This is a genomic window from Nonomuraea sp. CA-141351 (assembly GCF_050944675.1).
Classification (GTDB): Bacteria; Actinomycetota; Actinomycetes; order Streptosporangiales; family Streptosporangiaceae; genus Nonomuraea.
Map to the genome: position 1 here is coordinate 2,300,709 of NZ_CP191982.1, position 26,771 is coordinate 2,327,479.

Sequence of the window (26,771 nt, forward strand, 5' to 3'; positions counted from 1 at the left end):
TCCGATCGGCCAGGGCGTTGTCGCTTCAGTGGAGGATTCGACGCTGCGGATTTTGACCCATAGGTCAAGAAACTGCTATGGTTCCCGGCATGGGGAGGCCGAAGCAGTTCGATCCGGACGTGGCCGTCGAGCAGGCCATGGACGTGTTCTGGCGTAAGGGCTACGGCGGCACCACGCCGCAGGACCTGGTCGACGCGCTCGGCATCGGAAAGGGCAGCCTCTACAACACCTTCGGCAGCAAGCACGCCCTGTTCGAGGCGGCGCTGGGCCGCTACCGCGACAGCCAGGCGGTCGCGCTGATCGAGATGCTGGAGGAGCCGGGCCCCGTCAAGGACCGGCTGCGCAGGGCGCTGCGCTTCCTGGCCGAGATGGACCTGGCCGACCCCGACCGGCGCGGCTGTATGGCCGTGAACACGGCGGCGGAGTTGGGGCAGGCGGACGAGAGCGTGGCGCAACTCGTACGGCGCATGCTCGACCGCACCGAGGACGCCTTCCGCACGCTGATCGAGGAGGGGCAGCGCGCCGGAGAGATCGCCGCAGACCGGGACGCCCTCGCGACCGGAAGCCTGCTGCTGAACACCGTCGTCGGCATGCGCCTGCTGGCACGCGTCGCCGACGGTCCTGACCGCCTCACCAGAGTGATCGACGCGCTCGTCGACTCCCTCTGATCCGCGCGTGCACGTCCGTCAAACCTCTGACGGTGAGGGGCGACACTTCGGTCACCGGAGGCTACGTCGCCGCGGCCTGCAACGCCCGTGGGCGAGACGATTCGCCGGATAGCGCGGACAGTCGCGTCAGGCACTACGTGGTGCTGAAATCTTGATGTCCAAAGCTTCCCAGCTGCCGATCAGTTCCTCGTCCCGAGCACGATCGCCAGCAAGACTCTGCGCCTCAACGGCGGTGGACGAATGCTCGTCATACCCGTCGTCACCCGGCCGTAGAGGCACAACTCCATCAGCGTGCCACCCGTCGGGGAGATCGGCGTGCCCAGATTGGGTGGGCATCAGCAGGCCCCGCCACCCAGACGGCCAACGGGTGGGGACCGCCGGTCAAGTGAGCGCCATAACGGTGCCTGGCCCCGTGCGGGATGCTCCTATTGATGTCAAGCGGTGGGATCATGATCGTTTTTGGTGATGATCTGGTAGAGCTCGCGGGCGATGTAGCGTTTGAGGCAGCGGATGATCTCTTTCTTGGACAGGCCGTCTTGGGTGCGTCGTTCCATGTAGTCGCGGGTGCGGGGGTCCCAGCGCAGGCGGACGAGGGCGATGCGCCAGAGGGCTGCGTTGGCTTGGCGGTCGCCGCCGCGGTTGAGGCGGTGCCGGTGGGTTTTGCCGGATGATGCGGGGATTGGGGCGACCCCGCAGAGCATGGCGAAGGCGGCTTCGGAGCCGAGCCGGTCGTGGTTTTCCCCGGCGGTGACCAGGAGTTGGCCGGCGGTGTCGGGTCCGAGGCCGTGGACGGCGAGTAGGGCGGGGTTGATGGCGGCCACGAGGGGGTGCAGGAGTTCGTCGAGGTCGTTGATCTCGGCGGTGAGCTGCTGGTGGCGGCGAGCCAGGGAACGCAGCGCGATCGTCGTCGCGGTGGCCGGGTCGTGGGCGTGGGCGTGGTCGGGGCGTAGGGCGGCGCAGGTCGTGATGAGTTTCTTGACGGGCAGGGCGCGGAGCTGGGCGCGCAGGTCGTCGGGGGCGGTGACGATCAGGGCCTTCATCTGGCGCTGTGCGTCGGCGCGCTGGTCGACGGCCGAGCGGCGGGCGATGCGCAGGCAGCGCAGGGCTTCTACGCGGCCGTCGCGCTGTTTGGGGGTGCCGGTGTGGTCTGCGGCGAGCGCCGCCTTGGCCGCCTGGATCGCGTCGATCGGGTCGGACTTGCCCTGGAAACGGCGGGTCTTGCGATCGGGCCGGTCGACTTCGGCCAGCTCCATCCCCTGCTCACGCAGGTAACGGGTCAGTCCGGCACCGTAGGCGCCGGTTCCCTCGACTCCGATGATTTTCACGGTGCCGAACGATTGCAGCCAGGTCAGCAGCGCGGCGTATCCGGCGGTGCCGGTGGGGAACTGCTCGCTGCCCAGGACCCGGCCGACCATGTCGATCACGGCTGCGGTGTGGGTGTCTTGATGGGTGTCGACGCCGCCGGCGACTTCGCTACTCGTCACGGCCTGGGGTGTAATGGAGGGCATCGTCGTCCTGTGCTCTTGACCGGTGGGCAGGGCGGCACGCACCAGCCGGGCAACGCGGACAAGACAGAGAAGGGGCCTCTGGCCAGGCTCCTATGAGGTCACAACGCCACGTCCAGTGAGTGCCGGCGAGCACCTCCCGCCCCAAGCCGACAGATCCCGTTGAAGACTCGAAGTCAGTCAGAGGCTGGGTCAGACCCTGGCGGGAGGTGCTCACCTACATCATCTCTGTCAGAGGCCGTCTCCCTGGAGGCCCTCAGCCCCGTATGGCGGTTGGCGCCCACTTGGCTCCGCCGTAACAAAGTGAAAAGGGGTCAGACGGTGGCGTGGCCGCGGACCAGGCGGCCGACCTCGGCGCGCAGGTGCACGAAGTCGGGGTGCTCGCGGGTCGTGATCTGGTCCCGTGGCTCGGGCAGGTCCACCTTGAGGTCCCCGACCACGTGAGCGGGGGCCTTGGACAGCACAACCACGCGGTCGCCCACGTAGACGCTCTCGTCGATGTCGTGGGTGATGAGCACGATCGTCATCTGGTGATGGCCCCGGACCTTGAGGACGAGGTCCTCCAGGTCCTCGCGGGTCTGGGCGTCCACCGAGCCGAACGGCTCGTCCATGAGCATCAGCGTCGGCCGGTACGCCAGCGCCCGCGCGATCGCCACCCGCTGCTGCATGCCCCCCGACAGCTGGAACGGGTACTTACGCCCGGCGTCCGCGAGCCCGACCGACTCCAGGGCCTCCTGGGCGGCCTCGCGGCGCTGGCGCTTGTCCATGTTCTTGCGGCGCAGCGGCAGCGCCACGTTGTCGGCCACCGACATCCAGGGGAACAGCGAACGGCTGTAGTCCTGGAAGACCACGGCCAGGTTGTCCGGCGTCTGGCGCACCACGTTGCCCTCGACCTTGACCTGCCCGCCCGTCGGCGTGATGAGTCCGGCGATCGAACGCAGCAGCGTCGACTTGCCGCATCCGGAAGGTCCGACGATGCACAGCAGCTCGCCCTCGGCGACGCTGAGGTTGAGGCCCTCGATGGCGTGGTGCGCGTTGGGGCTACCGCCGCCGTAAACGTGGGAGAGGTTGTCTATCTCGAGCAATGGAATTCCTCGGGGGGCGAGACCAGGGACAACGCAAAACACTCTATCGGAGCGGGAATTGCCAGACATGTCTGTCCCGTAAACCTGTGTGATCGTACTCTCATTCGCCGGTCAGTTGCTGGGCGGCGTGGTGCCAGGCGAGCACGCGCCGCTCCACGATCAGGAACAGCTCGTTGAGCACATAGCCCAATACTCCGAGCAGGACGATCCCACCCCACATGAGGGGCAGGTCGAACATCTGGTACGCGGACGTGAGCTGAAACCCGATCCCGTTCACGGTGCCGGGCAGCAGTTCGGAGAAGACCATGACGATCAGGGAAAGTGAAAGGGCCAGCCGCAGCCCCGCGAACATCTTGGGCAGCGCCGACGGCAGGATCACCCGATGGAGCCGCTCGGCCCTGGACAGCCGGAACACCTGGCTGGTCTGCAGGTGCAGCGGCTCGACCGAGCGGGCGCCGTCGGCGGTGTTGAGCAGCACCGGCCACACGATGCTGAACGTCATGAACGCCAGTTGCATCCGCAGCCCGAACCCGAACACCACCAGGAAGACGGTGACCAGCGCGGGCGGCGGGATGGCCCGCAGGAACTGCAGCACCCCGTCGAGATAGTCGAACGCCCTCGCCGACAGCCCCACCACCAGTCCCAGCACGACCCCCGCCAGCGCGCCGCCCGCGAACGCGGCGGCCATCCTGCCCATGCTCGGCAGGATGTTCTCAATGGCGGCGTCGGTCAGGAACAGGGTCTGGAGCGGCCCCGAGAACCACATCTCGTGCATCCTGGTCACGATCCGCGAGGGCGGCGGGAAGAACGTGTTGCCCGCCACCCGCGTGGCCGCCTCCCAGGCCAGGACCAGCACGACCAGCACCAGCGACCGGAACGCCGCCGTCCGCATGCCCCTGGTTCTCATTCCGACTCTCCAAACCGGGCGTGGTGCCAGCGGAACGCCCGCCGCTCGGCGGCCACCAGCAGCGCGTTCACCAGCACCCCGAACAGCCCCACCCAGAACACCGCGGCCAGGATGTCGGTCATCCGCGCGGGTACGGCGATGCCGGCGAAGAAGATGAACACGCCGATGCCCTCGCCCCGCCCGGCCACGATCTCGGTGCTGACGGTCAGGATGAGCGCCACCCCGGCGGCCAGCCTGAACCCGGTGGTGATGAAGGGTGCCGACGACGGCAGCGACACGCGCAGCAGCACCGACAGCGGCCCGAAGCCGTACGACCTCAACGACTCCTTGGCCAGGGGGTCGACGCCGCGCAGGCCGTACATCGTGTTGTAGAGGATCGGCCACAGCGAGGCGTAGACCACCAGCGTGACGCGCACCTGCAGCCCGGTGCCGATGAGGAGGGACACCAGCGGGATCAGCGCCACCGAGGGGATCGGCCGCAGGAACTCCACGACCGAGCGGGTGGCGGCGTCGACGATCGGCACGCTGCCGAGCAGCAGGCCGAGGGGGACCGCGATCAACGCCGCGAGGCCGAGGCCGATGGCCCAGGCGAGCAGGCTCGTCAGGGCGTGCGCGCGGAAGGCCGGATCGGTCATCAGCGTCGCCGCCCGCCCGAGGATCTCCGTCGCGGGCGGCAGGAACTCGCGGTCGGCGAGCCCCGTACGGCTGACCAGCTCGATCAGGGCCGCGAAGGCGAGGGCCCCGGCCGCCCGGCGACGCCAGCGTGTGGCGGCGGACGCCGGACGGGCGGGGGCCAGGGTCTGAGCGCTCACCCGGAGGTGGTGGGCGACATCAGCGACTTGACGTCGATCGCCTTCGAGAGCCATTTGGCCTCCAGCATCCAGTCGGCCACTCGCTGGAGCCGGACCGGGTTGTCGTTGCTGGAGAAGTACGGGAACGTGACGGTGGCGGCCGTGGCCGCGTCGATCTGTGTGAAGTTCGGCAGCACCTTGGCCACCACCTCACGGTTGTTCTCCATGAGCTTGGCCGCGTTGTGGATGGCCCGCTGGAACGCCGCAGCGGTCTTGGGGTTCTTGTCGTACCACTCCTGAGTGCTGACGTAGCCCGAGATCGGGAACTCGGCGGCGGGACCGGACGCCGGGTCGAGGATCTTGCGGGCGCCCATGGCGGAGGTGGCCGCCGTGACCATGGGCTCACCCAGGTACGCGGCGTCGATCTGGCCGCCCTTCCACGAGGGCATGATGTTCTGGAACGTCACCTGGACGTACTTGATCTTGGCGGGGTCGACGTTGTTGGCCTTGAGCACCTGTGTCAGCGCCAGTTCCTGGAAGTTGTGCAGGACGTTCACGTTGATCGTCTTGCCTTCGAGGTCCTTCGGCGTCTTGATGGGCGAGTTCGGCAGAGCCATGATGCTGAGCGAGTCGGGGGCGGCGCGCGAGCCCTCGGCCAGGATGCGCAGCTTCAGCGCCTGCTTGTCGTGAGCCTGGAACATCGACACGTAATTGCCGAACATGGCGTCGATCTCGCCCTTGACCAGCATGGGGATGGCCTCTGGCGCGGCCTGGACCACTTGCGGGGTGACCTCCAGCCCTTCTTTCTCGAAGAGCTTCTGGTCGATGGCGACGTAGATGGCGGCGCTGTCGATGGCGGGCAGGGTGGCGACCTTGATCTTCGTCTTCTCCAGGCCGCCGGCGGATGCGGGTGGCGGCGCGCTGGCGGTCGTGGAGCCGCCCGTGCTGCACGCAACGGCGCCGAGTGTCAAAGCTAACCCGATGATGGCGGCCCTGGCGGGACGGCCAAGCCTCATGTCAGGGACTCCCTTCAGATGGAGCCAGGGGGGGACCGGGTGGCTTCTGCTCCCGGGGGCTGTGTGCCTGACGCACGACAGGGATCGACCGTAACACCAAATCCGTAGTCATTATCGCGAAAATGACACTTGTAGTTGCAATGTCCGATTGCGGCTCTATCGTGAAAAATTGAAGTACGTGTGAAACCGGCGTTTGTCCGGTTTGGGAAAGGGGGTGTCAGTCGGGACTTCAGTTGCTGATGGGGCATGCTATTTGATCTTTTCTGCCAGTCAAAGGTGACTCGCGGAACGGTCTCGCGTTGCCTGTTTCCCCAGATCGGGAGCTGTTTTGCCGATTTCATCAAATTTTCCGGACAATCGGGGATGAACACCTCAAGAGGGCACTGATAGTGGTTGGCCCTGGGCAACCCCTGTGCTCAAATGGCGCTTATCTGGACGTACATATTGCCCCACGTGCATTTACCTGCATGGTCACCCGAGAATTCCCCTCCAGGGGCGAGAGGTAGCGAAGGCAAGTGAGAACGCAGAGCGATGAAGCTTCCGCTGACCGCGAGCCGCACGGGCATCAGAGGCGACGGTTGCCCAATCCTCCTTCCCGGAGGTTCGGGCTGGGCAACTGGCACGTGCGATCGCGCCTTATCGCGCTGATTGTCGTTCCCACGGCCGTGGCCGTGGGGCTGGGCGGACTGAACGTGATCACCTCGCTCAGTGACGCCAACACCTATCAGACCCTCAGGGAGGTCGCCGAGCTCAGCGAGCAGCTCGGGGCTGTCACCCATGAGCTGGCCTTCGAGCGCGACGAGACCGCCCTCTACATCGCCCAGGGCCGGCCGGACAACCGCGAGGCCCAGCTCCGCACCACCTACAGCGGGGTGAACGGCCTCATCGACGAGGCCAAGCGGCGAGCGGAGCTGCTCACGGACACCCACGCGGACGCCGTACGACCGGTGCTGCGACGCCTGGAGGAGATCCCGACGCTGCGTGACACGGCCGTCAAGGGGAAGATCCAGCCCCTCCCGATGATCCAGAAGTACTCGCAGATCATCGCGGCCCTGCTGCAGTTCCACGACCAGGTCGGCCAGGTCGCGGTGGACGACGAGGTCTCACACAGCGCCAGCTCGATGGCGGCCATCGCCCGCGCCAAGGAGGAGGCCTCCAAGCAGCGTGGTGTCCTGGCCAGCGCGCTGGACAAGAAGGGCTTCGACAGCGGCGAGCTCGACGCGCTCACCGACGCCAAGTCGCGCGAGGAGAGCGAGGAGACGCTGTTCGCGACCCTGGCCAACCTCGACCAGCTCGAGCTCTACCGCAACACGGTCGTGGGCAGGGACGTCGACCAGACCGACCTGTTCAGGCTACGGGCCATGGCGCAGTCCGCCGAGGGCAAGGAGCTGAGCATCGGCGTGCGGCCGGACAGGGACGTGGCCACCTGGTTCGACGTGAGCACCGGCAAGATCGACGCGCTGCGCAGCGTGGAGAAGGAGCTCGCCTCCTCCGTCATCCTGCGCGCCCGTGCCCTGGAGGAGGGCGCCAACCGCTCGGCGCTGATCTCCGGCGGCCTCATCCTGCTCCTGCTGCTCGTGGTGGTCGCGATCATCTCGCTCATCGCCCGCTCGCTCATCAGGCCGCTGCGCAAGCTGCGCGGCGAAGCGCTCGACATCGCCGGCCACCGGCTGCCGGAGACCGTGCAGCAGCTGCGCGAGAACGGCGAGGGCTCGATCGGCCCGGTCATCCCCATCGGCGTGGACACCCACGACGAGATCGGCGAGGTGGCGCGGGCGTTCGACGAGGTCCACCGCGAGGCCGTGCGGCTGGCGGGCGAGGAGTCCAGGCTGCGCAGCAATGTGAACGCGATGTTCGTGAACCTGTCGCGGCGCAGTCAGACGCTGGTGGAGCGGCAGATCACGTTGATCGACGGGCTGGAGCAGGGTGAGCAGGACGAGCAGCGTCTGGGGAACCTGTTCAAGCTGGATCACCTGGCCACTCGCATGCGGCGTAACAGTGAGAACCTGCTGGTGCTCGCCGGTCAGGATCCGCCTCGCCGCTGGAGCCAGCCGGTCAAGCTGGTGGACGTGGCCCGCGCCTCGCTGTCGGAGGTGGAGAACTACGAGCGGGTCGTGCTCCAGGTGCCCGACGGTGTCTCGGTGGCCGGGCAGGCCGTCAACGACGTCATCCACCTGCTCGCCGAGCTGGTGGAGAACGCCCTGTCGTTCTCGCCCCGTGAGACCAGGGTGACGGTCTCCGGCAGCAGGATCGACGGCGGCGGCGTGATGTTGTCGATCACCGACTCCGGCATCGGCATGACGCAGGAGGAGCTGGCCCAGGCCAACGACAGGCTCACGGACGCGCCGATCGTGGACGTGTCGGTGTCGCGGCGGATGGGCCTGTTCGTGGTGGCCAGGCTGGCACACCGGCACGGCATCCGGGTGCAGCTGCGCCCGCACAGCTCGGGCGGCCTGACCGCGATGGTGCTCATCCCGGAGAACATGCTCGGCTCCCAGGCCCCGACCTTCTCGGGGACCCCGTCCTTCTCCGGCAACCAGCCGCCCGCCTTCGCGGGCGCGGTGGCCGGCGGGCCCAGGGACGAGCCGTACTCGGGGCCGCACCCCGCCCCTCCGGCCACGGACTGGCCGCAGGCGCCGCACTCCGCCCCTCCCGCCACGGACTGGCCGCAGGCCCCGTACCAGCTGGGTCCCGGCCACCCGTCGTTCCCGTCGAACCCGGCGGAGAGCAACTGGCCGCCGCCCACGCAGCAGTGGCAGCCAGAGCCCGGAGGGTGGCCGGCGGAGCCCCGCCTCGGCGGCTACGACAGCGCCGACGTGTGGACGCCGCCCCGCGGGCCCGCATGGAACGGCGACCGCGCCCTGCCCAGGCGGCCCGTGCCCGAGCCGCCGCCGGGTGGCTGGGGCCGCGACACCATGCCGCCGCAGCGGCCGGGATTCGACTTTCCGGAGAACGAGTCCGGCTCCACCGGCCCGATCCCGGCGGTCCCGCCCGCCTCGGCCGGGGACGACTACCTGCCGATCTTCGCGGCCGTGGAATCGGCCTGGTTCGGCCGCAACAACGGGGCGAGCTGGGGTTCGAGCAAGGCAGATGAGGGATGGAGCGCGGCGGAGGCGGTTGTGGAGCCAGTACGTGACGGCCAGACGGCGGCCGGCCTGCCCAAGCGGGTGCCGAAGGCGAACCTGGTGCCCGGCTCCGCCGACTCCTCGGCGGCGCCGAAGGGCGTGACACCGATGCCGTCAGTGTCGCCGGACCGTATACGCAACCGGCTCTCGAGCTTCCAGCAGGGCTTCCGGGCGGCACGCGACGACATCACTGAGGGCAGGGCGTTCCCCTCTGGCCCGAGGAACAACGACAGGGAGGAGGGAGCATGAATGACCTGAGTAACGCGGCACGAGGAGTCGACTGGCTGATCACCGACTTCGTCAGCACGGTCCCAGGTGTCGCGCACGCGGTGGTCGTCTCGTCCGACGGGCTGCCATTGGCGGCTTCGTCGGGGTTTCCGGCTGATCGGGCGGATCAGCTGGCTGCGATCGCGTCGGGTTTGGTGAGCTTGACGCAGGGTGCGGCCAGGGTGTTCGAGGGTGGCGCGGTCAATCAGACGATTGTGGAGATGCAGCGTGGGTTGATGCTGATCATGTCGATCAGTGACGGCTCGTGCATGGCTGTGCTGGCGGCTCCGGATTGTGACATGGGGCTGGTGGCGTACCAGATGACACTGATGGTCGATCGCGCCGGTCAGGTGCTGACACCGGCTGTGCGTGCCGAACTGCGCGCCAGCCAGACCAGGTGATGTAGGTGACAGACCCCAGATGGAACAGCGGCGGTTGGGCGCCCCCGCCTGTGCCCCAGCCCCAGTCGCAGCTGAATCCCGACCCCGCCTCGCCCGTCCGCCCGTACGCGGTGACTGGTGGACGGACGGCGCCGCGGGTCAAGCTGGCGATGGAGGCCCTGGTGTCCTCGGCGACCGCCGAGCACCGGGAGTTCTCGCATATCACGCCGGAGTACCAGGCGATCAGTCAACTGTGCCGGCAGGTCCGGTCCGTGGCAGAGGTGTCGGCCCTGCTGCGGATCCCTCTCGGCGTGGTACGCGTACTGATCGCTGACATGGCTGCCGAAGGTCTGGTCCGCGTGCATCAGCCACAGCTGGACGAGGGCAGGCCTGACGTCAATCTGCTCGAAAGGGTGCTCAGTGGACTTCGCAGGCTCTAGCCCCGGCCTCACCTCGACGAAGATCGTGGTGGCTGGAGGTTTCGGGGTGGGCAAGACGACGTTCGTCGGCGCGGTGTCGGAGATCATGCCGTTGACCACGGAGGCAGTGATGACCGACGCCTCCGTGGGGATCGATGATCTGGGGATGACGCCGTTGAAGTCGACCACGACCGTCGCCATGGACTTCGGCCGGGTCTCCCTGGACCGTGACCTGATCCTTTACCTGTTCGGCACGCCCGGGCAGCACCGGTTCTGGTTCATGTGGGACGACCTGGTACGCGGCGCCATCGGGGCCGTCGTGCTCGTGGACACGCGCCGTCTCGCCGACAGCTTCCCGGCGATCGACTACTTCGAGGAAGCCCAGCTGCCGTTCGTGGTGGGCGTCAACGGCTGGGACGGCGAGTATCCGCACAGCGACGGCGAGGTGCGCGACGCCCTGACCCTGGCCCCGCACATCCCGCTCGTGCGGCTCGACGCCAGATCCAAGGACTCCGTCAAGGCCGCGCTGATCAATCTGGTCGAGCACGCCCTCTCGGTGCGCATGGCCGTGCCGGGCTGGGGCGGGTAATTTCCGGTTCGCGAGCGCGTTGACAGCCGCGGCACTCTCCTGATCACAATGGCTCCCGCCGATCATCGCAGGAGCATCATGTCCCCTGGCCGCACCACATGAACGTGAGGAACCCGCTGACCGGGCAGGCCGACAGGCAGCTCGCCCCTGTCCCGCCCGACCGGCTCGCCGCCGTCGCGGCCGACCTGCGCGAACGGGCCTCAGGCCGACCGGCCGGCGAGGCCCTCTCCAAGTTCGGCGCCGCACTGGCCGATGACGAGGACCTGCTCGCCGCCCTGGTGGCCGACACCGGCAGGGTGGGGGAGTCGGTGCTGGAGCGGCAGATCGTCGCCGGTCTCATCGGCCGATGGGTACGCCAGGCGCCCGCCCTCCTCGAGCCCCCGGCCGAGACCCCGGCCTCCCTGCCCGGCGTCTTCGTGGGGGGCGACGCGGTGCCGTACGAGCTGGTCGGGGTGATCAGCCCGTGGAACTTCCCGCTGCTGCTCGGCCTCATCGACGCCGTCCCCGCGCTGGCCGCAGGGTGCGCGGTGCTGGTCAAGCCCAGCGAGGTGACGCCCAGGTTCATCGAGCCGCTGATGCGGCTCGTCCCTGACGAGCTGCCGCTCGAGGTCGTCGAGGGCGACGGCGAGACGGGCGCGGCGCTGGTGGACCTGGTGGACGCGGTGGTCTTCACGGGCAGCGTGGAGACGGGGCGGCTGGTCGCCCGGTCGGCGGCGCGCGCGTTCGTGCCCGCGTTCCTGGAGCTGGGCGGCAAGGACCCGGCGATCGTGCTGGCCGGGGCCGATCTGGAGCGGGCGGCGTCGGCGATCCTGTGGGGCGGCACAGCCAACGCCGGGCAGTCCTGTCAGTCCATCGAGCGCGTCTACGTGGCCCGCGAGGTCCACGACGAGTTCCTCGCGCTGCTCGCGGACAAGGCCGCGCGGGTCGGGCTGACCTGCGAGGGCGGCCCCATCGGGCCGATCATCGGGCCGGGGCAGGAGGACGTGATCGCCGCGCACCTGGCCGACGCCGTGGCCAAGGGCGCGACCGTGCACACGGGCGGCGAGATCGAGCGGCACGGCGGCGGTCACTGGTGCCGCCCGACCGTGCTGTCCGGCGTCGACCACGGCATGCTGGTGATGACGGAGGAGACGTTCGGCCCGGTGCTGCCGGTCATGGCTGTGGACGGGGCCGACGAGGCCGTCGCGCTGGCCAACGACTCGGTCTACGGGCTGTCGGCCGCGGTCTTCGCCGCCACGGAGAAGGATGCCATGGCCGTGGCGGCCCGGCTGCGTGCGGGCGCCATCAGCGTCAACGACGCCTCGTTGACCGCGCTGGTGCACGAGGGCGAGAAGCACTCCTTCCGCCTGTCGGGGCTCGGCGGCTCCCGCATGGGCGCCGCCTCCATCCGCAGGTTCCTGCGCCGCAGGGCCTTCCTGGTCAACCGATCCGAGGCCGCCGACCCCTGGTGGCACACGACGAAGGAGTAGCTCCGGATGGGACTTCGCGCGGACATGCCGCTGCTGGCCCGCCACGAGGGCGAATGGGAGGGCGAATACGTCCACCTCGACCGCGACGGGACCCTCATCGACCGGCACCGCGTCCGGATGACCTGCGCGATCCTGGACGACACCGTCTACCTCCAGACCAACCGCTACACCTGGGACGACGGGCGCACGGAGGTGCACGAGTTCCCGGGGACCTACCTCGGCGGCGGTCGCTGCGGGTTCGACACCGAGCGGATCAAGGGCGAGTTCTGGGAATTGGACGCAGGCACCATCTACCTCAGCTGGCAGTACAAGGCCGAGGGCGAGGACCTGCGGCTCCACGAGATGATCGTGCTGAGCGAGGACGGCAAGTCACGCAGCCGCGTCTGGCAGTGGATCAAGGACGGCGTGTGCGTGAAGCGCACCCTGATCAACGAGCGCCGGGTGAGCTGACTCAGCTTCTCGCGCCCCGGTGCCACGACAGCATGGTGCGCTCGAACCCCAGGAACGCGGCGTTCAGCACGATACCGAGCAGCCCGAGCAGCACGATTCCCGCCCACATGGCCGGGATGTCGAACTGGCTCTGCGCCTCCAGCATGCGGTGCCCGATACCCTCGCTGCTGCCGACCAGCTCCGAGATGATCATCATGATCAGGGCCAGCGAGACGCTCAGCCGCAGGCCGGCGAAGATCTTGGGGGAGGCGCCGGGCAGGATGATCCGGGTGAGCCGCTGCCACGGGTCCAGCCGGTAGACGGCACCCGTCTCGATGTACTGCCGGTCCACCGTACGGGCGCCGTCCATGGAGTTGATCAGTACGGGCCAGACGACACCGTACACGATGGAGGCCAGCTGCATCGGGGTGCCGATCTTGAACAGCACCAGGAACACCGGCACCAGCGTGGTGGGCGGCACCGAGCGGCCGAAGTGCAGCAGCGGCTCCACCAGGGCCGACAGCCAGCGCGAGCGGCCGAGCGCGACGCCGATCGCGACCCCGGCCGCGCACGCCGCCGCCCACCCCGCGAACAGCCTGCCCAGGCTGGGCAGCAGGTCGGCCACGGCCTCGTCGGTCAGGAACGCCCGCGTCACCGGCCCCGAGAACCACAGCTCGTGCAGCCTGGCCACGATCAGCGACGGCGGCGGGAAGTACGCGGCCTGCGCCGAGCGTGTGGCCAGCTCCCAGCAGACGACGGCCACCGGCAGCAGCCAGTACCACACCAGCCGCCTGCCGGGGAAGGACCGGCGGGGTGGGCGCTCTCCCGCCGTCCCGGCTGAGGTCCCTTGGGGGACAGGGGGTGCCGCGCCTTCCGGACCGCGAGTGCTCATGCCGCCACACCCTCTCCCACCGTCCGGCGCCGGGGGAGCGCGCCGAGCGGGGTCCTCCCGACGCCGCACCGCACACCCCCTTCACCTCTCAGGAAGTGCGGCGACGGCGTTCCCGGATCCCAAGAGAGCCGCCTCATGAGGCGTCCCCGCTCCGCGCACGGTGCCAGCGGAACACGCGCCGCTCGGCGGCCGTGAACAGCAGGTTGGCGGCCAGCCCGATGAGCCCGGCCCACAGGGGCGCCGCCAGCATGCGGTCGAGGCGGTTCGCGCTGCCCGCCAGCGACTGGAACGCGCCGATCCCGCCGTCGCCGGGCGCCAGCAGCTCCACGCTCACCGCCACGATCAGGGTGACCGACACGGCGATCCGCATGCCGGTCGCGATGAACGGCGCCGCGCTCGGCAGGCTCACCCGCAGCGCCACGGCGACCGGTCCGAAGCCGAAGCTGCGCAGCGTGTCCTTGGCCAGCGGATCGACGTCGGTCAGGCCGTACAACGTGTTAATCAGCACCGGCCATGAGCAGGTGTAGACGACCAGCGCGGTCTTGGCGTCCTGGCTCTGGGTGAACAGGAACATCGCGACGGGGATCAACGACACCGACGGGATCGGCCGCAGGAACTCCACCAGCGGCCGCACCGACCGCTCCACGAACGGCACCGTCCCGAGCAGCAGCCCCACGGGCACGGCGACCGCCACCGCGATCGCCAGCCCGCTCGCGCACGCCGTCAGCGTGGCCAGCACGTCGGCCCTGAACTGCGCCTCCAGCGGCAGCTCGGCCGCCGCGGCGAGCACGGCCGACATGCGCGGCATGACGTCCGGTACGAGCCCGATCCGCCCGGCCAGCTCGGCGAGGGCGACGAAGGCGACGATTCCGAGCGCTCCGAACGCGGCCCGCCCGAGCCGGTGTTCGATCATCCGTTCACAGGCGCGAACAGCTGCGCCGCGTCCACCTTGGACTTGAGGTAGCCGTAGCCGTGCAGCAGGTCGGCCAGCTTCTGGACGCTCGCCTTGTCGGCCTCCATCGAGAACGTGCCGAGCGTCATCGCCGCGGCCGCGTCCGCCGGGATCTGCGTGTACGTCGGCACCACCTCGTCGATGGCCTTCCTGTCGGAGCCCGCGATCTGCTGGGCCTTGGCCAGGGCGCGGTGGAAGGCGGCGGCCGTCTTCGGGTTCTTGGCCAGCCAGTCCTCGGTGACGCCCCACCCGTCGATCGGCACGCCGGCGGTCACGCCGCTCGTGGTGTCGATGATCTGCGTGCCGCCCGCCTTCTTGGCCGCGGTCAGGAACGGCTCCACCAGCCAGGCCGCGTCCACCTTGCCCGAGGACAGGGCCGCGAGCTGGTCGGCGAACTGCACCGGGACGTACTTGACGTCCTCCGGCTTGAGCCCGGCCTCCTGCAGGTGGGCGTTGGTCAATGTCTGGCCGAGCGCCTTGAGCACGTTGACCGCGATGGTCTTGCCCTTGAGGTCGGCGGCCGTCTTGATCGGCGAGCCCTTGGCCACGACGACGCCGGCGACGTTGGGCGCCGCCTCCTGGCTGTGCTGGAAGAGCTTGAGCTTGGCCGCGCCCGAGTCGTTGATCGCCATCAGCGACACGTAGCTGGTGAGGAACGCGTCCATGCTGCCGTTGAGGATCTTCGGCATGACCGCCTGCGGCGCCTGGATGATCTCCGTCTTGACGGTCAGGCCCTCCTCCTTGAAGAAGCCGCGCTTCTCCGCGATGAACAGCGGCGCCGATGAGGGCACCGGCACCACGCCGACCAGGAGCTGGGTCTTCTCCAGCCCGCCGGAGGACGCGGTGCCGCCCGTGCCCGTCTGGCTCCCCCCTCCTCCGCCGCACGCGCTGATCGTCAGCGCGATCGCCATACCCGCGACTACGAACCTGGCCAGCTTCATGCAACTGCCTTTCTCGGTCTTGTCATCAGGTGGAGGCCGGGGGAGGGGGTCAACGCGGCCTGGCCTCGACGAGGCTCGCGCCGGAGCCCAGCTCGACGACGTCGGTCAGCGCCAGTTCGGCCTGGGAGAGCAGGGCCGCGTACTCGTCGCGGCTGCGCTCGGTGCCGCCGTTGAAAATCGCCAGCATGCGCATGTCGATGTCCTTACCCAGGTGCGGCTTGTCGTCATCCGGGAGCACCGTCTCCAGGATCAGCACGCGGCCGCCGGGGTTCATGGCCTTGCGGACGTTGCGCAGGATCTTGACGCAGTCCTCGTCGTCCCAGTTGTGCAGGACGCTGGCCAGCAGGTAGACGTCCCCGCCGGCCGGTACCTCGGCGAAGAAGTCGCCGGAGACGACTTCGGACCGCTCGGCCAGGCCCTCCGCGGCCAGCGTCCGCCTGGCGTGCTCGACCACGTGCTCCAGGTCGAACAGCATGCCGCGCATCTGCGGGTTGGCGTGCAGCACCGTGGCCAGGATGTGGCCCTTGCCGCCGGCCACGTCGACCATGGTCGCCGTCGGGGGGAAGTCGTACCGCTTGGCCAGGCCCTCGGTGAACGGGATGGCCCTGGCCGTCATGTAGTCGTCGAACAGCCGGCTCGACGCCGGGTTGTTCGCGAGATGGTCGTACAGGTGGCCGTACCGCTTGACGAAGGCGGAGCTGCCGTCGCGGACCGTGGTGGGCAGCATGCCCATGGCGTACCAGAAGCCCTCCTCGCCGAGCATGCGGATCGAGGAGCGCACGGAGTCGGGGACGTCCGAGCGTAGCGCGGTGCCCCTCTCCGTCAGGTCGTACGTGTCCGGACCCACGGCGCGGACCACGTCCATACTGGCCAGCTCACGCAGGACCCGGCGCAGCGCGGGAGCGTGGGCCCCCGCGCGTCCGGCCAGCTCGGTGGTGTCCAGCGGACCCTGCGCCAGGTGATCGGCCAGGCCCAGCTCCGCCATGGTGAGCAGGGCTGCGAAACGGGAAATGTCGCCTACGGCCCCCCAAAGGAGGTCATCAGAGTGCGGCATACGTCCTTCCAAGGGTCACGGATTGCGGGTGGCCTGCCGGTGCCAGACGAGCACGCGGCGTTCGGCCAGCACGAACAGGGAGTTCACGACGTAACCGAGGATGCCGAGCAGGGCGATGGTCGCCCACACCGCGGCGCCGTCGAAGCTGCGCTGGGCCGACAGCAGCTGGTAGCCGATGCCGTCGGTGCCACCGATGAACTCGGTGAGCACCATGAGGATCAGCGCCAGTGACAGGCTGAGCCGCAGTCCCGCGAAGATCTTGGGCGAGGCGGCGGGCAGCACGACCACGCGCAGGCGCTGCAGTTTTGACAGGTTGAACACTGCGGCTGTCTCGGTGTAGGTCCGGTCCACCGCCCTGGCGCCCTCGATCGAGTTGAGCAGCGTCGGCCAGATCACGCCGAACACGATCGTGGCCAGCTGCGTGGCCAGCCCGGCCTTGAACAGCGGGAGGAACACCGGCAGCAGCAGCGGGGGAGGCACGGCCCGGCCGAACTCGATCAGCGGGTTCACGTAGTCGGTCGCCGAGCGTGAGCGTCCGAGGATCATGCCCGCCACGACCCCGATCAGCGCGGCCAGCAGCCAGCCGCCGAACATGCGGCCGAGGCTCGGCAGGATGTTGCCGATCGCGTCGTCGGTGAGGAAGACACGGGCTGCCGGGCCGGAGAACCAGAGCTCGTACATGCGGGCGACGATCGTCGTGGGTGGCGGGAAGTCGGTGTCCCCGATGGCGCGCCCGAGGAGCTCCCAGACGACCAGCACCGCGGGGACCACCCAGAGTCTGGCGAGGACTTTCACGACTCGCTCACCCCCGTCCGCACGCGGTGCCAGCGGAAGAGGCGCCGCTCGCCGGCCAGCAGGGCCACGTTGGCGATCACGCCGAGGATGCCGGCCCAGAACGTCGCCGCCATCATGAGGTCCATCCGGTTGCCGCTGCCCGCGACGTTCACGTAGACGCCGATGCCGGCGACGCCGCCGGCGATCAGTTCGGCGCTGACGGCCAGGACGAGCGCGACCCCGGCGGCGATCCTGATCCCCGTCGCGACGAACGGGGCCGCGCTGGGCAGGCTCACCCTGGTGAGCACGGCCAGGTTGCCGAATCCGAAGCTGCGCAGGGACTCCTTGGCCTGCGGGTCCACGTCGTGCATGCCGTACAGGGTGTTGATCAGGATCGGCCAGATGGACGCGTACACGATGACCGAGACCTTCATCAGCTCGTCCGCCGGAATCAGCAGGATCGCGAGCGGGATGATGGCCACCGAGGGGATCGGGCGCATGAACTCCAGCACCGGCCTGATCGCCCGTTCCAGCGGCGCCAGCGCCCCGAGCACCACGCCCAGGGGCACGGCCACCGCGGTGGCTATGAGCAGGCCGAGTGCCCAGTTGGTGAGCGTGGCGCCGACGCCTGCCAGGAAGTCGGTGTCGGCCGGCAGGCGCGCGGCCTCGTACAGGATGATCGACGGTGGGGGAGTGCCCAGGCCTTGCAGCCCGAAGCGGATGACCAGCTCCCCGAGAACAAGGAACCCCGCGGCGCCGGCGGCGCCGCGGAGCAGTCGGGCACCGGTCATCAGCTCGACGACGGCGCCGCGATGACGGTCTTCACGTCGAGCGCGCTCTTGAGGTACCCGTATTCGAGCATCAGGTCGGCCACCTTCTGCAGGCGGTTCGCGTTCAGCTCACTCGGGTAGGTGCCGAGCGTGATCACCGACGCGGTCTTGGCGTCGATCTTCGTGTACGTCGGCAGCATGGTCTCGATCTCCTTGCGGTCGCTCGAGGCGAGCTGCTGCGCCTTGGAGATCGCGCGCTGGAACGCGGCCAGCGTCTTCGGGTACTTGGCGGACCACTCCTCGGTGGCCATCCAACCCGCGATGGACAGGTTCTCCGTCTGGCCCGTCATGGTGTCGACGAGCTTGCGGAAGCCGTTGGCGCTCTGGTTGGCCGTGATGAACGGCTCGGTGATCCAGCCCGCGTCGGCCTGGCCGCTCATGATCGCCTGTCCCATTTCGGGGAACGGCTTCTCGGCGAACTTGACGTCGGTCTCCTTGAGGCCGGCGACCTTGAGCTGCGTCGCCACCGCCAGCGTGGCCACGTTGTGCAGGTTGTTGACCAGAACGGTCTTGCCCTTCAGGTCCGCCACCGTCTTGATCGGCGAATCCTTCGGAATCATGATGTTGAACGTGTTGGGGCCGGCCTGGTACGCGTCTCCGACCAGCTTGATCTTCTCGCCCTGGCTGGCGGCCAGGAACGTCGAGACGTAGTTGGTCTGCGAGATGTCCAGGGCGCCGCTCTTGACCTGCGGCAGGGCCGCGGCGCCACCGGTGATGGTGACCGGCGTCACCGTCAGTCCCTCTTCCTTGAAGAAACCCTTCGCGTTGGCGATATAGAGGGATACAGCGTCAGGAATCGGGAGAGCGCCGACTTTGATGCTGGTTTTCTCCAAGCCCTTGCTGTTGGCTGAGGAGTCCGAGGGGGTGTCGGACCCGCTGCAGCCGGTCAGGGCGAGAGCGACTGTGACGCCGAGAACAATGGCGTTACAGCGCAGTTTGCGTGTCATGGGGGGGTTCTCCTACCAGGGGAAGCTTCTGGAGATCGGCACAAGATGCCGGGCGTGAAGCGTACCCGAGGGGAGATCTGTGCGGCAGATCTGTGCCGCGTATTCGGAAGTTTATCTGCTAAATATGACTGTAAGACGCTATAGGTGTAAATATTGGTATAAAGCACTGTTTGTGGCTGTATGTCCGGATTGATGGGCTGGTTGCACTCCGTATACGGGAGCTTGCCACGTGAACAATGTGTGACTTGGAACGGTTGAAAACCCCCGAGACGTTGGCTGAACTATGAGGTTTGTGCTCAAATTGGGCCTCGAACTTGCCTGCGATCACTCGTCCCTGTGACGAAGCCGCTGAAACCCCCTAGAGCAGGCCAATGGCGAGAGGTTGCCACAGTGACGACAACAACGACCGGACCCGGTCGTGGCAGGGCTCCGGACCTGCCAGAAGAGTCTGTGGGCGGCGAGGTGCCAGAGGTGCGTCAGCACACGTCGGGTAGCCCGTTCGCGCTGCGCAACTGGCGGGTGCGCACCCGTCTCATCGCCCTCATCGCCATCCCCACGATCGTGGGCGTGATCCTGGGCGCGCTGCGCGTCACCACCTCCATCAGCAGCGCCCAGCAGTACCAGCAGATCAGCGAGGTGGGCGCGCTCGTCACGCAGCTCGGCGAGTTGTCCCGCGACCTCGGTCTCGAACGCGACGTGGCCAGCCGCTTCGTGGCCTCCAACAGGAGCGCCACCGATCGGGACCGGCTCAAGAGCCAGCAGGAGATCGTGGACGCCAGCGTCGGCCGCACGCTGAACGTCGCGAAGACCGCCGAGACGTCACTGTCCGACATCGGCCGCAGGAACCTCGAGCGCATCCGCACCCGCCTGGGCCAGTTGACCTCGCTGCGCGCGACCGTCGCCTCCTCGCAGCTGCCGCCGCTGCCGACGATGGAGAAGTACTCCGAGACGATCTCCGACATGCTGCAGCTCTACGACGAGCTCGGCCAAGGGGCGACGGACGAGGAGCTCATCGCCACGAGCTCCGCGCTCCGCGCCATCGCCCGTGCGGAGGAGCAGGCGTCCAAGCAGCGCGCCCTCCTGACGATCGCACTGGTCAGAGGCTCGTTCGAGGAGCCGGAGTTCAACGCCTTCCTCGACGCCCGCTCCCGGCGCGAGAGCGAGCGGGCCTCGTTCCTCGCCGTGGCCACGCAGCCGCAGCGGCAGATGTTCGACAACACGGTCGCCAGCGTGAAGATCGGCCGCGCCGAGTTCTACATCAGCCGGGCCGTGCTGCTGACGAACAACCGGCAGTCCCTGCGCAGGCTCGACAGCTCCACCACGAACGACGCCGACCGCTGGTTCCAGTCCATCAGCGAGACCGTCGACCGGCTCCACCAGGTGCAGAAGACACTGGGAGAGCAGGTGGCCACCCGAAGCGCCGACGTCGCGAGTGGCGACAGGCAGCTGGCCGCGCTCAACATCGGTCTGGTCGTCGTGCTGCTGGTCCTCGTCCTCGCGATCACCGCCCTCATGGCGAGCTCGCTCGTACGCCCGCTCAGGCGCCTGCGCGGCGACGCGCTGAAGATCGCCGGCCAGACGCTGCCCGACCTCGTCCGCCAGCTCCGCAACAGCGACGTGCGCCCCGAACAGCTACGGGTGCCGCCCATCGAGATCAACTCCAAGGACGAGATCGGTGAGGTGGCGCGGGCGTTCGACGAGGTGCACCGCGAGGCGGTCCGCCTCGCGGGCGAGGAGTCCAGGCTGCGCAGCAATGTGAACGCGATGTTCGTGAACCTGTCGCGGCGCAGCCAGACGCTGGTGGAGCGGCAGATCACGTTGATCGACGGGCTGGAGCAGGGTGAGCAGGACGAGCAGCGTCTGGGGAACCTGTTCAAGCTGGATCACCTGGCCACTCGCATGCGGCGTAACAGTGAGAACCTGCTGGTGCTCGCCGGTCAGGATCCGCCTCGCCGCTGGAGCCAGCCGGTCAAGCTGGTGGACGTGGCCAGAGCCTCGCTGTCAGAGGTCGAGAACTACGAGCGGGTCGTCCTGGAGGTACCCGAGGGTGTCTCCATCGCCGGCCAGGCCGTCAACGACGTCATCCACCTGCTCGCCGAGCTGATCGAAAACGCTCTGTCGTTCTCGCCCCGAGAGACCCGCGTGCCCGTCTCGGGCAGCAGGATCGACGGCGGCGGCATGATGCTCTCCATCAGCGACTCCGGTATCGGCATGACGCAGGAGGAGCTCGCCGAGGCCAACGACAGGCTCACGGACGCGCCCACCGTGGACGTCTCCGTCTCCCGCCGCATGGGCCTGTTCGTGGTCGCCAGGCTGGCGCACCGTCACGGCATCAGAGTGCAGCTGCGTCCCCACGGCACGGGCGGCCTGACCGCGATGGTGCTCATCCCCGAGTCGCTGCTGGGGGCGCAGGCTCCCTCGTACGCCGCCTCGGCGCCCGCGAACCCCCCGGCCCAGGGGGCGTACCCCACGCCACAGCCCGCCGCCGCCAGCCCGTGGCCGGCCGGGGGCTTCCAGATGGGTCCCGGCCACCCGTCGTATCCGTCGTACCCGTCGGCGGAGCCGGCGTCGAACGGCGCCTGGCCGTCGGCCCCCCAGTGGCCCTCCGAGCCGCCGAACTGGATGCCCGCCAACGACTCCGCCGCCGACGTGTGGGTCTCCTCACGAGGGCCGGCGACCGGCGAGCAGGCGCTGCCCAAGCGCGGCGCCCTGCCCAACGACTCCCGGCCCTGGCCGAGGGCCGCCGAGGAGCCGATGGCGGCGCAGCAGCGTTACGACTTCCCCGAGACCGAGTCGGCCGCGACGGGTCCGATGCCCGCCGTCAAGCCCGCCTCCGCCGGTGACGAGTACCTGCCGATCTTCGCCTCGGTCGAGTCTGCCTGGTTCGAGCACGGTGACAACGGCGCCACCTGGGGCTCCGCCAAGGCCGACGCGGGCTGGAGCGCCGCCGAGGCCGTGGTCGAGCCGGTGCGCGACGGCTCTACGGCGGCCGGGCTGCCCAAGCGGGTGCCCAAGGCGAACCTGGTGCCCGGCTCGGCCGAGACCATGTCGGCCCCGAAGGGGGTCGCCCCCATGCCGGCGGTCTCGCCCGATCGGGTACGCAGCCGGCTTTCCAGCTTCCAACAAGGCTTCCGAGCCGCGCGCGACGACATCAGCGAGGGCAGGGCGTACGGGTCCGGCCCCAGGAATGACAGCAGGGAGGAGGGCGCGTGAACGACCTTAGCCACGCGGCACGCGGGGTGGACTGGTTAATCACCGACTTCGTCAGTACCGTGCCGGGGGTCGCGCACGCGGTGGTCGTCTCGTCCGACGGGCTGCCGCTGGCGGCTTCGTCGGGGTTTCCGGCTGATCGGGCGGATCAGCTGGCTGCGATCGCGTCGGGTTTGGTGAGCTTGACGCAGGGTGCGGCCAGGGTGTTCGAGGGTGGTGCGGTCAATCAGACGATTGTGGAGATGCAGCGTGGGTTGATGCTGATCATGTCGATCAGTGACGGCTCGTGCTTGGCTGTGCTGGCGGCTCCGGATTGTGACATGGGGCTGGTGGCGTACCAGATGACGCTGATGGTCGATCGCGCCGGTCAGGTGCTTACTCCGGCTGTGCGTGCCGAACTGCGCGCCAGCCAGACCAGGTGATGTAGGTGGCAGACCCCAGATGGAACAGCGGCGGCTGGGATTCCCACAACAGTGGCGCATGGGATTCCCAGAACAGCGGGAGCTGGCAGCCCCCACCACCTAGCTGGCAGCCGCCTCCAACACCGCCATCCAGCTCTGACCCCGCCTCGCCGGTACGGCCCTACGCCGTTACGGGCGGGCGGACCGCGCCCAAGGTCAAGCTGGCGATGGAGGCACTGGTGTCCTCGGCGACCGCCGAGCACCGGGAGTTCTCGCACATCACTCCCGAATACAAAGCGATCAGCCAGCTGTGCCTGCAGGTCAGGTCGGTGGCCGAGGTCTCGGCGCTGTTGCGGATCCCGCTCGGTGTGGTGCGTGTTCTGATCGCGGATATGGCGGCCGAGGGCCTGGTGCGGGTGCATCAGCCGCAGCTGGAAGCGGGTAGGCCGGACGTCAACCTGCTGGAAAGGGTGCTCAGTGGACTTCGCAGGCTCTAGCCCCGGTTTGACCTCGACGAAGATCGTCGTCGCCGGCGGATTCGGGGTGGGCAAGACGACGTTCGTCGGCGCGGTGTCGGAGATCATGCCGTTGACCACGGAGGCCGTCATGACCGACGCCTCCAAGGGCATCGACGACCTGGGCATGACACCGCTGAAGTCGACCACGACCGTCGCCATGGACTTCGGCCGGGTCTCGCTCGACCGTGACCTGATCCTTTACCTGTTCGGCACGCCCGGGCAGCACCGGTTCTGGTTCATGTGGGACGACCTGGTACGCGGGGCGATCGGCGCGGTCGTGCTCGTGGACACGCGCCGTCTCGCCGACAGCTTCCCGGCGATCGACTACTTCGAGGAGGCCCAGCTTCCGTTCATCGTGGGGGTGAACGGATGGGACGGCGTCTACGCGCACAGCGACGCCGAGGTGCGCGACGCGCTCACCCTGGCGCCGCACATCCCGATGGTGCGCCTGGACGCCCGCTCCAAGGATTCGGTCAAGAGCGCCCTGATCAACCTGGTCGAGCACGCGCTCACAGTCCGCATGGCCGTGCCAGGCTGGAGCGGCTAGCGGAGCGGATAGGCTGGAGTCTTAGACGTTCATTCGCTTCGAGGACTGGCCAACCACGTGTTCGAGACGCTATCCGACCGGTTGACATCGGTCTTCTCCTCCCTCAGGTCCAAAGGCCGGCTGTCCGATGCCGACATCGACGCCACCACCCGCGAGATCCGCATCGCCCTGCTGGAGGCCGATGTCGCGCTCCCGGTGGTCAAGGCGTTCGTCGCCCAGATCAAGGAGCGCGCCCGCGGCGCCGAGGTCTCTCAGGCGCTCAACCCGGCGCAGCAGGTCGTCAAGATCGTCAATGACGAGCTGATCGGGATCCTGGGCGGCGAGACCCGCAGGCTCCGCTTCGGCAAGACGCCGCCGACCGTCATCATGCTCGCGGGTCTGCAGGGCTCGGGCAAGACGACGCTGGCGGGCAAGCTGGCCAAGTGGCTGCGCGAGCAGGGCCACGTGCCGCTGCTGGTCGCCGCCGACCTGCAGCGGCCCAACGCCGTCCAGCAGCTCCAGGTCGTGGGCGAGCGCGCCCAGGTCGCGGTCTATGCCCCCGAGCCGGGCAACGGCGTGGGCGACCCGATCGAGGTCTCCCGCAAGTCGGTCGACGAGGCCAAGCGCCTGCAGCACGACATCGTCATCATCGACACCGCCGGTCGCCTGGGCATCGACCAGGAGATGATGAAGCAGGCCGCCGACATCCGCGACGCGGTCTCGCCCGACGAGGTCCTGTTCGTGGTCGACGCCATGATCGGCCAGGACGCCGTCACGACGGCGCAGGCCTTCATGGAGGGCGTCGGCTTCGACGGGGTCGTGCTGACCAAGCTCGACGGCGACGCCCGAGGTGGCGCCGCCCTCTCGGTGCGCCACATCACCGGCCGGCCGATCATGTTCGCCTCCACGGGCGAGAAGCTGGAAGACTTCGACGCCTTCCACCCTGACCGGATGGCCTCCCGCATCCTCGACATGGGTGACATCCTCACCCTGATCGAGCAGGCGCAGAAGACGTTCGACGAGGAGCAGGCCGCCAAGATGGCGGGCAAGCTCACCTCGGGCGAGAACTTCACGCTCGAGGACTTCCTCGAGCAGATGATGATGGTCCAGAAGATGGGGCCCATCAAAAACCTGCTGGGCATGATGCCCGGCATGGGGCAGATGCGCGACCAGCTCAACTCCATCGACGACCGCGACCTCGACCGCATCGCCGCCATCATCCGCTCGATGACGCCTGCGGAGCGCCAGGACCCCAAGATCCTCAACGGCTCGCGCCGCGCCCGCATCGCGGCCGGCTCCGGTGTCACGGTCACCGCCGTGAGCAACCTCGTCACCCGCTTCTTCGAGGCACAGAAGATGATGAAGCGGGTGGCGGGTGGCATGGGCATTCCCGGCATGCCGGGCGGTCGTGGCAAGGCGTCCAAGGCGCAGAAGAAGGCCAAGAAGGGGCGGCGCGTCAGCGGCGACCCGCGCAAGGCCGCGCTCGGCAAGTCCGCCGCCGACGGTCCCGCCGCGGCCGAGCCCAAGCAGGGCGGCGGCGTGCTGGGCAACCTGGGCGGCAAGCTGCCTCCTGGCATGGAGCTGCCTCCGGGCTTCGACCCCTCCAAGCTCCGGCTGCCCGGCCAGAACTAACCGCCGCCGGGCCCCACCTCCCGGCGGCCCACCGCCGCCGCGTGGGTCCCGGCTCTCTGAGGCCCGGCGCCGCGTGGGTCCCGCTTCCTGGCGGTCCGCCGCTGCTTGGGCCCCGTCCCTGGCGTCGCCGCCGCGTGGGCCCCGGTTCTTGGCGGCCCGGCGCTGCGAGGGCGCCGGTTCCTGGCGGCCCGGCGCCGCGAGGGCCCCGGTCCCTGGCGGCCCGGCGCTGCGAGGGCCCCGGTCCCTGGCGGTCCGCCGCTGCGTGGGTCCTGGCTCTCTGCGGCCCGCCGCAGCGCGGGCGCCGGTCCCTGGCGCCGCCGCGGCGTGGATTCCGGCTCCCGGCGGTCCGGCCCGCTACGGCCTTCTGGCCCAGGCTGCCCACATCGACGACACCACACCCTCGACGCCTGGCGAGTTGGCCGTCCCTTGGTGGGCGCCTTTGCGACGGTTGCGCGGGTTGTGGGCTGGGGCACGCCTGCATCTGGGTGCGTCGCGTCCTCTGAGCCTGCCGGCCGCCCACTTCCCGGAAGCCGGACCGGACACGCCGCCGCCCAATGGCGCCTGCCCGTCCCGATGCGGCTGCGTCCCATGGGGCCCGCGTCCGGCCACGTCCGCATCCGTGCGCGCCCAAGCCCGTGCGCGTGCTGCGACCGGTCGCGTCTCCGCACCCGTGCGCGGCCTCGTCCGAGTGCGTATTCGTGCGGAGGACTGTGATGGTCGCATCCTCGATAGCATGGACGAAGACCCTCACCAGCGAGTTCGGCCAGGTCGCGGGCGGTGTCGAGCCGGCGTGAGGCGTTCGGGCACGGGCGGCGCGCCGCGCCGTGGAGGGAGGTCGATGGCAGTGCCGTCGATCTGGCACAATGGCATGTTGGAACACCGTGACCAGGCGGGTGCCCTCTCACCTCCCGCCGGACGCGCCTGTCCCTGGAGCGTCGTCCCGTCGTGCCCCACTCGGCGAGATGCCGTTCACCCACGCTCGAATGCAGGAGAGACCACACCCGTGGCAGTCAAGATCAAGCTCAAGCGGCTCGGCATGATCCGCAACGCTCAATACCGCATCGTCGTCGCCGACAGCCGCACCAAGCGTGACGGCCGGGCGATCGAAGAGATCGGCCTGTACCACCCGAAGGACGACCCTTCGCGCATCGAGGTCAACGCTGAGCGCGCGGCCTACTGGCTGGGTGTCGGCGCGCAGCCGACCGAGCCCGTACTCAAGCTGCTCAAGCTCACCGGAGACTGGCAGAAGTTCAAGGGCGAGCCCGCCCCGGCGCCGCTGAAGGTGGCCGAGCCCGCGCCTGACCGTCACGCCCTCTACGAGGCCGCGGCCAAGGAGGCCCTGTCCGGTGGCGACACCGGCACGGCGGCCACCACGCCGAAGAAGGCCAAGAAGAAGGACGAGGCCGAGGCCCCCGCCGAGACCCAGCCCGAGGGCGAGGCCTGA

Annotated in this window: 25 protein-coding genes; 13 read left to right on the top strand and 12 right to left on the bottom strand. The window is 68.9% G+C overall.

The window, feature by feature from the left end:
* Positions 1-89: 89 nt before the first annotated feature.
* Entirely contained in the window at positions 90-668 is a 579-nt protein-coding gene (locus ACQPWU_RS11370) for a TetR/AcrR family transcriptional regulator (protein ID WP_433438934.1), read from the top strand.
* A gap of 434 nt (positions 669-1,102) precedes the next feature.
* Here the strand turns inward: ACQPWU_RS11370 and ACQPWU_RS11375 are convergent, their stop codons facing one another.
* From ACQPWU_RS11375 to ACQPWU_RS11395, 5 genes are all read right to left on the bottom strand, one after another.
* On the bottom strand, positions 1,103-2,167 hold the full coding sequence (locus ACQPWU_RS11375) for an IS110 family transposase (RefSeq protein WP_433445178.1): 1,065 nt from the start codon (positions 2,165-2,167) through the stop codon (positions 1,103-1,105).
* Positions 2,168-2,487: 320 nt separating this feature from the next.
* On the bottom strand, positions 2,488-3,258 hold the full coding sequence (locus ACQPWU_RS11380) for an ABC transporter ATP-binding protein (protein ID WP_433438936.1): 771 nt from the start codon (positions 3,256-3,258) through the stop codon (positions 2,488-2,490).
* 100 nt (positions 3,259-3,358) lie between these two features.
* Positions 3,359-4,165, bottom strand: coding sequence for an ABC transporter permease (locus ACQPWU_RS11385; RefSeq protein WP_433438938.1), 807 nt, complete (start codon positions 4,163-4,165; stop codon positions 3,359-3,361).
* Positions 4,162-4,977: an ABC transporter permease gene (locus ACQPWU_RS11390; protein ID WP_433438940.1), complete on the bottom strand. Its 816-nt coding sequence runs from the start codon at positions 4,975-4,977 to the stop codon at positions 4,162-4,164. The genes ACQPWU_RS11385 and ACQPWU_RS11390 overlap by 4 nt, the downstream gene beginning before the upstream one ends.
* Positions 4,974-5,972: an ABC transporter substrate-binding protein gene (locus ACQPWU_RS11395; protein ID WP_360694647.1), complete on the bottom strand. Its 999-nt coding sequence runs from the start codon at positions 5,970-5,972 to the stop codon at positions 4,974-4,976. Before ACQPWU_RS11395 ends, ACQPWU_RS11390 begins: the two co-directional genes overlap by 4 nt.
* Positions 5,973-6,595: 623 nt before the next feature.
* On the opposite strand from ACQPWU_RS11395, the gene ACQPWU_RS11400 reads away from it, so the two are divergent.
* The 6 genes from ACQPWU_RS11400 (at position 6,596) to ACQPWU_RS11425 (ending at position 12,671) form a co-directional block, all read left to right on the top strand.
* Positions 6,596-9,346 carry a sensor histidine kinase gene (locus ACQPWU_RS11400; RefSeq protein ID WP_433438943.1) on the top strand — a complete coding sequence of 917 codons (2,751 nt, stop codon included), beginning with the start codon at positions 6,596-6,598 and terminating at the stop codon, positions 9,344-9,346.
* Complete coding sequence (locus ACQPWU_RS11405) at positions 9,343-9,765, top strand: roadblock/LC7 domain-containing protein (RefSeq protein ID WP_360694652.1); 423 nt, start codon at positions 9,343-9,345, stop codon at positions 9,763-9,765. Before ACQPWU_RS11400 ends, ACQPWU_RS11405 begins: the two co-directional genes overlap by 4 nt.
* A 5-nt stretch (positions 9,766-9,770) precedes the next feature.
* Entirely contained in the window at positions 9,771-10,184 is a 414-nt protein-coding gene (locus ACQPWU_RS11410; RefSeq protein WP_433438945.1) for a DUF742 domain-containing protein, read from the top strand.
* Positions 10,165-10,752 carry a GTP-binding protein gene (locus ACQPWU_RS11415; RefSeq protein ID WP_360694655.1) on the top strand — a complete coding sequence of 196 codons (588 nt, stop codon included), beginning with the start codon at positions 10,165-10,167 and terminating at the stop codon, positions 10,750-10,752. Before ACQPWU_RS11410 ends, ACQPWU_RS11415 begins: the two co-directional genes overlap by 20 nt.
* Before the next feature lie 104 nt (positions 10,753-10,856).
* Positions 10,857-12,221: an aldehyde dehydrogenase family protein gene (locus ACQPWU_RS11420; RefSeq protein WP_433438947.1), complete on the top strand. Its 1,365-nt coding sequence runs from the start codon at positions 10,857-10,859 to the stop codon at positions 12,219-12,221.
* Positions 12,222-12,227: 6 nt separating this feature from the next.
* Entirely contained in the window at positions 12,228-12,671 is a 444-nt protein-coding gene (locus ACQPWU_RS11425) for a DUF3598 family protein (RefSeq protein WP_433438949.1), read from the top strand.
* Position 12,672: 1 nt separating this feature from the next.
* On the opposite strand, the gene ACQPWU_RS11430 is transcribed toward ACQPWU_RS11425, so the two are convergent.
* The 7 genes from ACQPWU_RS11430 to ACQPWU_RS11460 all read right to left on the bottom strand — a co-directional run bounded on the left by ACQPWU_RS11430 (position 12,673) and on the right by ACQPWU_RS11460 (position 19,040).
* Complete coding sequence (locus ACQPWU_RS11430; protein ID WP_433438951.1) at positions 12,673-13,542, bottom strand: ABC transporter permease; 870 nt, start codon at positions 13,540-13,542, stop codon at positions 12,673-12,675.
* A 133-nt stretch (positions 13,543-13,675) separates the two neighbouring features.
* Positions 13,676-14,455 (bottom strand): ABC transporter permease, encoded by a 780-nt coding sequence (locus ACQPWU_RS11435; protein ID WP_433438952.1) that lies wholly within the window; start codon positions 14,453-14,455, stop codon positions 13,676-13,678.
* Positions 14,452-15,435 (bottom strand): ABC transporter substrate-binding protein, encoded by a 984-nt coding sequence (locus tag ACQPWU_RS11440; protein ID WP_433438954.1) that lies wholly within the window; start codon positions 15,433-15,435, stop codon positions 14,452-14,454. The genes ACQPWU_RS11435 and ACQPWU_RS11440 overlap by 4 nt, the downstream gene beginning before the upstream one ends.
* 49 nt (positions 15,436-15,484) lie before the next feature.
* Entirely contained in the window at positions 15,485-16,489 is a 1,005-nt protein-coding gene (locus tag ACQPWU_RS11445) for a methyltransferase (protein WP_433438957.1), read from the bottom strand.
* Between the two features lie 15 nt (positions 16,490-16,504).
* Positions 16,505-17,284: an ABC transporter permease gene (locus tag ACQPWU_RS11450; protein ID WP_433438959.1), complete on the bottom strand. Its 780-nt coding sequence runs from the start codon at positions 17,282-17,284 to the stop codon at positions 16,505-16,507.
* Positions 17,281-18,054 (bottom strand): ABC transporter permease, encoded by a 774-nt coding sequence (locus ACQPWU_RS11455; RefSeq protein ID WP_433438961.1) that lies wholly within the window; start codon positions 18,052-18,054, stop codon positions 17,281-17,283. The genes ACQPWU_RS11450 and ACQPWU_RS11455 overlap by 4 nt, the downstream gene beginning before the upstream one ends.
* Positions 18,054-19,040, bottom strand: a complete 987-nt coding sequence (locus ACQPWU_RS11460; protein ID WP_433438963.1) for an ABC transporter substrate-binding protein — start codon at positions 19,038-19,040, stop codon at positions 18,054-18,056. Before ACQPWU_RS11460 ends, ACQPWU_RS11455 begins: the two co-directional genes overlap by 1 nt.
* Before the next feature lie 471 nt (positions 19,041-19,511).
* Here ACQPWU_RS11460 and ACQPWU_RS11465 point away from each other — a divergent pair, with 471 nt between their 5' ends.
* The 6 genes from ACQPWU_RS11465 to rpsP all read left to right on the top strand — a co-directional run bounded on the left by ACQPWU_RS11465 (position 19,512) and on the right by rpsP (position 26,771).
* The gene (locus tag ACQPWU_RS11465) at positions 19,512-22,253 is read left to right on the top strand and encodes a nitrate- and nitrite sensing domain-containing protein (RefSeq protein WP_433438965.1); all 2,742 of its coding nucleotides are present in this window, start codon (positions 19,512-19,514) and stop codon (positions 22,251-22,253) included.
* Positions 22,250-22,672 (top strand): roadblock/LC7 domain-containing protein, encoded by a 423-nt coding sequence (locus ACQPWU_RS11470; protein WP_020546542.1) that lies wholly within the window; start codon positions 22,250-22,252, stop codon positions 22,670-22,672. The genes ACQPWU_RS11465 and ACQPWU_RS11470 overlap by 4 nt, the downstream gene beginning before the upstream one ends.
* Positions 22,673-22,677: 5 nt before the next feature.
* Entirely contained in the window at positions 22,678-23,148 is a 471-nt protein-coding gene (locus ACQPWU_RS11475) for a DUF742 domain-containing protein (RefSeq protein WP_433438967.1), read from the top strand.
* A 7-nt stretch (positions 23,149-23,155) separates the two neighbouring features.
* The gene (locus ACQPWU_RS11480; RefSeq protein WP_357622311.1) at positions 23,156-23,716 is read left to right on the top strand and encodes a GTP-binding protein; all 561 of its coding nucleotides are present in this window, start codon (positions 23,156-23,158) and stop codon (positions 23,714-23,716) included.
* 57 nt (positions 23,717-23,773) lie between these two features.
* Positions 23,774-25,327, top strand: coding sequence for a signal recognition particle protein (gene ffh / locus ACQPWU_RS11485; RefSeq protein ID WP_433438969.1), 1,554 nt, complete (start codon positions 23,774-23,776; stop codon positions 25,325-25,327).
* A gap of 1,003 nt (positions 25,328-26,330) precedes the next feature.
* Positions 26,331-26,771, top strand: coding sequence for a 30S ribosomal protein S16 (rpsP, locus tag ACQPWU_RS11490; RefSeq protein ID WP_433438971.1), 441 nt, complete (start codon positions 26,331-26,333; stop codon positions 26,769-26,771).